The sequence below is a fragment of the Pseudomonas sp. genome (assembly GCF_050739655.1).
Lineage (GTDB): Bacteria > Pseudomonadota > Gammaproteobacteria > Pseudomonadales > Pseudomonadaceae > Aquipseudomonas.
On record NZ_JBOIBY010000501.1, the window covers coordinates 18,775 to 27,200 of the forward strand.

Below are 8,426 nucleotides of genomic sequence, written 5' to 3' on the forward strand. Positions count from 1 at the left end.
GTCATGTCCAGGTTTTCTGTTGACACAGGCTTGAGCCCTGCCCGAGCCTTTTTAATCCAGAACGAATCCAGCATTCGTTTCAGGCACGCCACTGCGATTCTGTGCAGTGCGTTGATGGCGCCTGCCGCGCTGGCCGATGAACACGCAGGTCACAGTGAAGAACTGAGCCCGACAGTCATCACCGCAATTGCCCCCAGTTCGCCGCTGACCATCGTCACCAACCCGAAGGAGCCGCGCCAACCGGTGCCGGCCAGCGACGGTTCCGATTATCTGAAAACCATTCCGGGCTTCGCCCAGATACGCAACGGCGGCACCAACGGCGACCCGGTATTGCGCGGCATGTTCGGCTCGCGCCTGAACATCCTCACCAATGGCGGCATGATGCTCGGCGCCTGCCCGGCGCGGATGGATGCACCCACCTCGTATATCTCCCCGGAAACCTACGACAAGCTGACCGTGATCAAAGGCCCGCAAACCGTGCTTTGGGGGCCGGGTGCTTCCGCCGGCACCATACTGTTCGACCGTGAGCCGGAAAGCTTCGGCGAACTCGGCACACGGGTGAATGCCAGCGTGTTGGCAGGCTCCAACGGCCGTTTCGACAAGCTGGTGGACGCCGCTGCCGGCGGATCTCTGGGCTATGTACGCGTGATCGGCAACACCGCCCACGCCGACGATTATCGCGATGGCAACAACGACACCGTGCCGTCTCGCTATGAGAAATGGAACGGCGATGTCGCGCTCGGCTGGACCCCGGACGCCGATACGCTGCTGGAGTTAACCGCCGGCAAGGGTGACGGCGAGGCGCGTTACGCCGGGCGCGGCATGGACGGCTCGCAGTTCAAGCGCGAAAGCCTTGGCCTTCGCTTCGAGAAATCCAACATCAGCGACGTGCTGGAAAAGCTCGAAGCACAGGTCTACTACAACTACGCCGACCACGTGATGGACAACTACACCCTGCGCACGCCGTCCGGCACCGGGATGATGGCCGGCCCGATGGCGTCCAACGTCGACCGCCGTACCCTCGGCGCGCGCATCAAGGGCACCTGGCGCTGGGCCGATGTGCAACTGATCAGCGGCATCGATGCGCAAACCAACGAACACCGCCAGCGCAGCGCCATGGGCGTCGACACCTACAAGGACCTGCCGTACACCAAGGATGCCGATTTCCATAACTACGGGGTGTTTGGCGAACTGACCTGGTACGCCGCCGAGCGTGATCGCTTGATCAGCGGCGCCCGCCTGGACCGCGCTTCGGCCAAGGATTTTCGGCAGACCACCGGTTCGGGAATGATGACCCGCCCGAACCCGACCGCCGATGACACCCGCGCCGAAACCCTGCCCAGCGGCTTCATCCGCTATGAACACGACCTGGCCGACAGCCCGACCACGTTGTATGCCGGCCTTGGGCACACCCAACGATTCCCGGATTACTGGGAGCTGTTTTCGCCCAATTCTGGCCCTGCGGGCTCGGTGAATGCCTTCGATTCGATCAAGCCGGAAAAAACCACCCAGCTCGACTTCGGCCTGCAATACAAGACCGAAGAGCTCGAAGCCTGGGCCTCGGCTTACATCGGCCAGGTGCGCGATTACATCCTGTTCGATTACACGCCCGGCATGATGGGCATGACCTCGCAAGCCGAAAACATCGACGCACGAATCATGGGCGGCGAACTGGGTGCTGCCTACAACTTCACCGAACACTGGAAAGCCGACGCGACCCTGGCCTACGCCTGGGGCAAGAACAGCAGCGATGGCAATGCCTTGCCGCAAATGCCGCCGCTAGATGCGCGCTTCGGCCTGACTTACAGCGAAGACAACTGGAGCACCGGCGCACTGTGGAGGGTGGTCGCCGAGCAAAACCGTATTGACCAGAACAAAGGCAACGTCGTCGGCAAGGACTTCGACAAGACGCCGGGCTTTGGTGTGTTCTCACTCAATGGAGCCTATCGGATCAACCAGCACTGGAAGGTCAGTACTGGCGTGGACAACCTGTTCGGCAAGGCTTACGCCGAACACTTGAACCTGGCCGGCAACGCCGGTTTCGGCTACCCGGCCAACGACCCGCAAGCCATCAAGGAACCGGGGCGAACGCTCTGGACCAAGGTGGATATGAGTTTCTAAAAACAAAAAATCAAAAGATCGCAGCCGCTGCTGTAGGAGCTGTCGAGTGAAACGAGGCTGCGATCTTTTAATAAAACAATTAATTCGCCAATGCGGAGCACACATGATGAAACAGCCCAAAGTGAATTTCTACAACCTGGCCTGGCGCTGGCATTTCTATGCCGGATTGTTCGTTGCGCCATTCATGGTGATGCTGGCCCTGACCGGCACCATCTACCTGTTCAAGCCACAACTCGACTCGCTGATGTACAGCAGCATGCTCAACGTCCCGGCAGGCCATCACACGATCCCGGCCGATGACTTGCTCAAGCGCGTGAAGGAGTCATACCCGCAAGCAACGATCAAACAGTACCTGCCGCCTGTCGACGCCGAACGCAGCGCCCAGTTTGTCGTGATCAAGGACGGCACCGAGCTCAATGTGTTCGTCGACCCGTACCACGGCGACATCCTTGGCGAGCAAGACGCCAAGAAGAACCTGCAAGCGATTGCCAGGGCGATCCACGGCGAACTGATGATCGGCACCGTGGGAGACCGGCTGGTAGAACTGGCTGCCGGTTGGGGTGTGGTGCTGGTGGTTTCGGGGGTGTTCCTGTGGTGGCCACGCGGTCAGGCAGCGGGCATTCTGTGGCCACGTCTGAGCAGTCGCGGCCGCGTGCTGTGGCGTGACCTGCATGCCGTGACCGGGTTCTGGGGCGCCTCGCTGCTGTTGGTGATGCTGCTCAGCGGCATGACCTGGACCGGTTTCTGGGGCCAGCAATATGCAGCGGTGTGGAACGTCTTCCCGGCAGCCATGTGGGACAACGTGCCGAAATCCGATGTCGAAGCGCGCAGTCTCAACAGCGCCACCCGCCAGACCGTGCCTTGGGCGATGGAAAACACTCCGATGCCAATGTCCGGCGATCATGCCGAACACATGGCCCACGGTGGCGCCCAGGCCGGCCCTGCCGCGCCGACCATCAGCCTGCAAGACGTGCAGGACATCGCCGTGAAAAGCAAGGTTGAGCCGGGCTACAGCATCACCTTCCCGACCACGGCCACCGGCGTATTCACCATCGCCGTGTTCGCCGACGATCCGCGCAACGACGCCACCCTGCATGTCGATCAGTACACCGGCGACGTACTGGCCGATGTGCGCTACGAGCAATACGGTGCCGTCGCCCGCGCCACGGAAATCGGCGTGATGTTGCATGAAGGCAAGATGTTTGGCGTGTTGAACCAGATCATCGTGCTGTTGATCTGCCTGATGATCCTGCTCAGCGCCGTCAGCGGCGTGGTGATCTGGTGGAAGCGCCGCCCACAAGGAAAACTGGGTGTACCGCCACTGCGCCACGACCTGCCGAAATGGAAAACCGCAATGGTCATCATGTTCGCGCTGGCGGTGGCGTTCCCGTTGGTGGGAGCTTCGCTGGTGGTGGTTTGGGTGCTTGATCGCGTGGTGCTGTCGCGCTTTACCCGGCAGGCTGAATCGGCTTCATCTTCATCTTGAAAGAGGCGAGATGCGCGGGGGCGTTAGCAATGTAGACTTCCCCCGCACATCACCCTTTTCGGGCCCCATCGCTGGCAAGCCAGCTCCCACAGAGTGTGCACGAACCCTGTGGGAGCTGGCTTGCCAGCGATGGGGCCATCAGCTTCACCTCAAGAGCCACTGCATGACCTCGCTTCATCTCACAAACCTCGCCTGGTCACCCCTCGGTCACGGTCACTGTCATCACCAGTTCCAGCTGCGTGATGCCTCGCTGCACGTGGCCTCCGGGGAATTTGTCGGATTGATCGGCCCCAACGGCAGCGGCAAGACCAGCCTGCTGCGTTGTGCCTGGCGCTTCAGCAAACCGCAAAGCGGCGAGGTCAGGCTCGACCACCACAACGTCTGGAAACAATCCGCACGCTGGTGCGCGCAACGCATCGCGGTGGTGCTGCAGGAGTTTCCCGATGCCTTCGGCCTTACGGTCAATGAAGTGGTCGCCATGGGCCGCACACCGCACAAAGGCTTGTTCGACGGCGACACCCTGGAAGACGCCGGAATGATTGATCAGGCGTTGCAATCCGTCGGCCTCAAGGGTTTCGAAGACCACGCCTTTTCCACCCTGTCCGGTGGTGAAAAGCAGCGGGTGATCCTTGCCCGAGCGTTGGCCCAGCAACCACAACTGCTGATCCTCGACGAGCCGACCAACCACCTCGACCCGCGCTATCAATTAGAACTGTTGCAGTTGGTCAAGCGCTTGAACATCGGCACCCTGGCGAGCATCCACGACCTGAATCTGGCCGCCGCGTTTTGTGACCGGCTGTACGTGATCAATCATGGTCGCATCGTTGCCAGCGGCACGCCAAAAGATGTCCTGACCAGCGCGCTGTTGCGCAATGTCTTCGGCGTCGAAGCACTGATCGATGAACACCCCTTGCACGGCTACCCTCGAATTACCTGGATCACCCAACCATGAATTTTCTGCGTTCCACCTTCTGCTTCGCCCTGTTGCTGGGCAGCACTCAGGCATTTGCCGAGGCCACTCACTACCCGCTGACGATCCAGAGTTGCAACCGAGAAGTGACCTTCCAGCAAGCGCCAAAACATGCGGTCAGCCACGACATCAACATGACCCAGATGATGCTCGCCCTCGGCCTCAAGCCACAGATGGCCGGCTATAGCGGCGTGTCCGGCTGGAAGGCGGTGACACCCCAAATGCAGACCATCCTCGACGGTTTGCCGGAGCTGGCGGCCAAGTACCCGTCGGTGGAAACCCTGCTCAATGCCAACGTTGACTTCTTTTTCGCCGGCTGGGATTACGGCATGCGCGTAGGCGGCGATCTCACGCCGCAAACCCTGCAACCGCTGGGCATCAGTGTCTACGAGCTGACCGAGTCCTGCGCGTTCGTGATGAAGCGCCCACCGGCGAGCCTGGAGGACACCTACAACGACCTGCGAAACCTCGGCAAAATCTTCGACGTGCAGGATCGCGCCAATGCCGTGATCAGCGGGATGCAGGCGCAAGTCGTCGATATTCGCAAAGACCTGCCCGCCGATAAACCAAGGGTGTTCCTGTATGACAGCGGTGAAGATCGCGCCATGACTTCCGGTCGCCTGGGCATGCCGCAAGCCCTGATCGACGCTGCGGGCGGGCAAAATATTTTGGATGACGTTGACGCGAGCTGGACTCGGGTCAATTGGGAGAACGTGGTCGAGCGCAATCCGCAGGTGATCGTGATCGTCGACTACGGCGAAGTCAGCGCCGAACAGAAGATTCAATTTCTGCGCAGTAATAAAGCGCTGAAATCGGTGGATGCGATCAAAAACCAGCGATTCATCGTCATTCCTTATGTGCAGGCCACGCCGGGGATAGACAACGTGCTGGCAGTGGAAACACTGGCCAAGGGTTTCCACGGCGCATGATCAATCGTCGCTACGCCTTGCTGCTGATTGCCCTCGGCGCGCTGTTGCTGGTGTCTTGCGTGGTGTCGTTGGGTTTCGGCCCGGCGCGGGTGCCGGTGGACGTGGTGTGGCGGATTCTGTTGCACAAGCTGTTTGGTTTCGGCGTGCCGGACTGGAGCGCCGGGCAGGAGCATATCGTCTGGCTGATCCGCGTGCCACGCATGCTCCTTGGCGCACTGGTGGGCGCTGGCCTGGCGCTGATCGGCGCAGTCTTGCAAGCGGTGACGCGTAATCCGTTGGCCGATCCTCATTTGCTGGGTGTCACGTCCGGCGCGACCTTGGGTGCAGTCATCGTGGTGTTGCATGTCGGCGAAATCGTCGGCCTGTTGACCTTGCCGATCGCGGCATTTATCGGTGCGCTGCTGAGCATGCTGGTGGTGCTGATGATCGCCAGCCGCCACGGTCGACTGGACAGTGATCGCCTGTTGCTCTGTGGCGTGGCGGTGTCGTTCGTGATGATGGCAATCGCCAACTTGTTGCTGTTCATGGGCGACCACCGCGCCAGTTCGGCGGTGATGTTCTGGATGCTGGGCGGCCTCGGGTTGGCGCGCTGGGAACTGCTCGCCGTACCGACGGCCAGTGTGCTGCTGGGGCTGGTTTTGCTGCTGGGAATGGCGCGCCCATTGAATGCACTGATGGCCGGCGAACAGACTGCCGTCACCCTGGGATTGAATGCGCGCACCGTTCGCCTGCGGGTGTTTTTGATCGCCTCGTTGATGACTGGCGTGCTGGTATCCATCAGCGGCTCCATCGGATTTGTCGGGTTGATGGTGCCGCACATTGCACGTCGCCTGGTTGGGGCTGAGCATCGACGATTGCTGCCAGTGTGCGTGCTGCTCGGCAGTGTTTTCCTGGTGTGGGTCGATGTGGCCGCCCGCACGATGATCGCTCCGGAAGACCTGCCCATCGGCGTCGCAACCGCGGCCATTGGCGGTCTGTTTTTCATCGGCCTGATGCGCCGCCGCTGATCACACGGCTGCAAAAATCCCTGTGGGAGCTGGCTTGCCAGCGATGGCGGCTTGTCAGGCGCCATAGATGTTGAATGTGATGGCCTTATCGCTGGCAAGCCAGCTCCCACAGTGGATCGGTGGTGAACGGTGAATTTGCGCACGACGACGATCCTGTGGGAGCTGGCTTGCCGGCGATGAGGACGTAACGTCCAACATTTCTATCACTGAACCACCGCCATCGCGGGCAAGCCCGCTCCCACAAGTAATCGGTTCCAGCCAATACATCCTCGCCCCAATGTGACGCACCCCAGTGCACCAGACCACTGATCATGTCCCCTCATGGTGCGCCGCCAAACCGTGAAACCGCTCTAATACGACATTTCCCTGCCTTTTCCCGACCGGGCACAGCCCTTGCTAAAGACCCTTCAGTAGTCCGCATCTGCCACCAAGAAAATTCATAAGTTCATGGAGATCGCACAATGAAGCGTCGCAGTTTGATCAAGGCTTTCACACTCTCGGCATCCATTGCCGCGATGGGCATGACCTGGACGGTCCAGGCCGCCGAGACCATCAAGGTCGGTATTCTGCATTCATTGTCCGGGACCATGGCGATCTCCGAGACGTCGCTCAAAGACATGGCATTGATGACTATCGAGGAGATCAACGCCAAGGGCGGCGTGAACGGCAAGATGCTCGAACCTGTAGTGGTCGACCCTGCCTCGAACTGGCCGCTGTTCGCCGAGAAGGGCCGTCAGTTGCTGACCCAGGACAAGGTCGCCGTGGTGTTTGGCTGCTGGACCTCGGTGTCGCGCAAATCGGTATTGCCGGTGTTCGAAGAACTCAACGGCCTGCTGTTCTACCCGGTGCAATACGAAGGTGAAGAGATGTCGCCGAACGTGTTCTACACCGGCGCCGCGCCGAACCAGCAAGCGATCCCCGCCGTTGAATACCTGATGAGCGAAGAAGGCGGCGCTGCCAAGCGCTACTTCCTGCTCGGCACCGACTACGTCTATCCGCGCACCACCAACAAGATCCTGCGTTCGTTCCTGCATTCCAAAGGCGTGGCCGACAAGGACATCGAAGAGGTGTACACCCCGTTCGGCCATAGCGATTACCAGACCATCGTCGCCAACATCAAAAAGTTCTCCGCCGGTGGCAAGACGGCGGTTATCTCCACCGTCAATGGCGACTCCAATGTGCCGTTCTATAAAGAACTGGCCAACCAGGGCCTGAAAGCCACCGATGTCCCGGTCGTGGCGTTCTCGGTGGGTGAAGAAGAACTGCGTGGTATCGACACCAAACCACTGGTGGGCAACCTTGCGGCCTGGAACTACTTCGAGTCGGTGGAGAATCCGGCGAACAAGAAATTTGTCGATGACTGGAAAGCCTACGCCAAGAAAAACAACCTGCCGGGCGCGGACAAAGCGGTGACCAACGACCCGATGGAAGCGACTTACGTCGGCATCCACATGTGGGCGCAAGCCGCCGAAAAAGCCAAGTCCACCGATGTCGACAAAGTCCGCGAAGCCCTCGGCGGCCAGACCTTCGCCGCGCCGTCGGGCTACACCCTGACAATGGACAAGACCAACCATCACTTGCACAAGCCGGTAATGATTGGCGAGATCCAGGCCGATGGTCAGTTCAACGTTGTGTGGCAGACCGAAGGCCCGATCCGCGCCCAGCCGTGGAGCCCGTTCATCCCGGGCAACGACAAGAAGCCGGAGTATGCGGTGAAGAGCAACTAAAGCCACTGGATGTCGGGGCCTGATTCCTTACTCAGGCCCGACAAAATCCCCTGTGGGAGCGGGCTTGCTCGCGATAGCGGTGGCCCAGTCAAAGAGATGTCGAATGGGCCGACCTCATCGCGAGCAAGCTCGCTCCCACAGGGAGTTGTGTCGGCCGCAGGCCCTGAGCCTGGCGCCGACCTCCAG

Annotated in this window: 6 protein-coding genes; all 6 read left to right on the forward strand. The window is 60.4% G+C overall.

Going from position 1 to position 8,426, the window contains the following annotated elements:
• Positions 1–3 precede the first annotated feature (3 nt).
• The 6 genes from ACRESJ_RS23910 (at position 4) to urtA (ending at position 8,240) form a co-directional block, all read left to right on the forward strand.
• Positions 4–2,121, forward strand: a complete 2,118-nt coding sequence (locus tag ACRESJ_RS23910; RefSeq protein WP_431760113.1) for a TonB-dependent copper receptor — start codon at positions 4–6, stop codon at positions 2,119–2,121.
• 106 nt (positions 2,122–2,227) lie between these two features.
• Complete coding sequence (locus tag ACRESJ_RS23915) at positions 2,228–3,607, forward strand: PepSY-associated TM helix domain-containing protein (RefSeq protein ID WP_431760114.1); 1,380 nt, start codon at positions 2,228–2,230, stop codon at positions 3,605–3,607.
• A 163-nt stretch (positions 3,608–3,770) separates the two neighbouring features.
• A complete protein-coding gene (locus ACRESJ_RS23920) occupies positions 3,771–4,559 on the forward strand; it encodes an ABC transporter ATP-binding protein (protein ID WP_431760115.1) in 789 nt (262 codons plus the stop codon).
• Entirely contained in the window at positions 4,556–5,506 is a 951-nt protein-coding gene (locus tag ACRESJ_RS23925; protein ID WP_431760116.1) for an ABC transporter substrate-binding protein, read from the forward strand. The genes ACRESJ_RS23920 and ACRESJ_RS23925 overlap by 4 nt, the downstream gene beginning before the upstream one ends.
• A complete protein-coding gene (locus tag ACRESJ_RS23930; protein ID WP_431760117.1) occupies positions 5,503–6,513 on the forward strand; it encodes a FecCD family ABC transporter permease in 1,011 nt (336 codons plus the stop codon). The genes ACRESJ_RS23925 and ACRESJ_RS23930 overlap by 4 nt, the downstream gene beginning before the upstream one ends.
• A 461-nt stretch (positions 6,514–6,974) precedes the next feature.
• Positions 6,975–8,240, forward strand: a complete 1,266-nt coding sequence (gene urtA, locus ACRESJ_RS23935; protein WP_431760118.1) for an urea ABC transporter substrate-binding protein — start codon at positions 6,975–6,977, stop codon at positions 8,238–8,240.
• Positions 8,241–8,426: the final 186 nt, after the last annotated feature.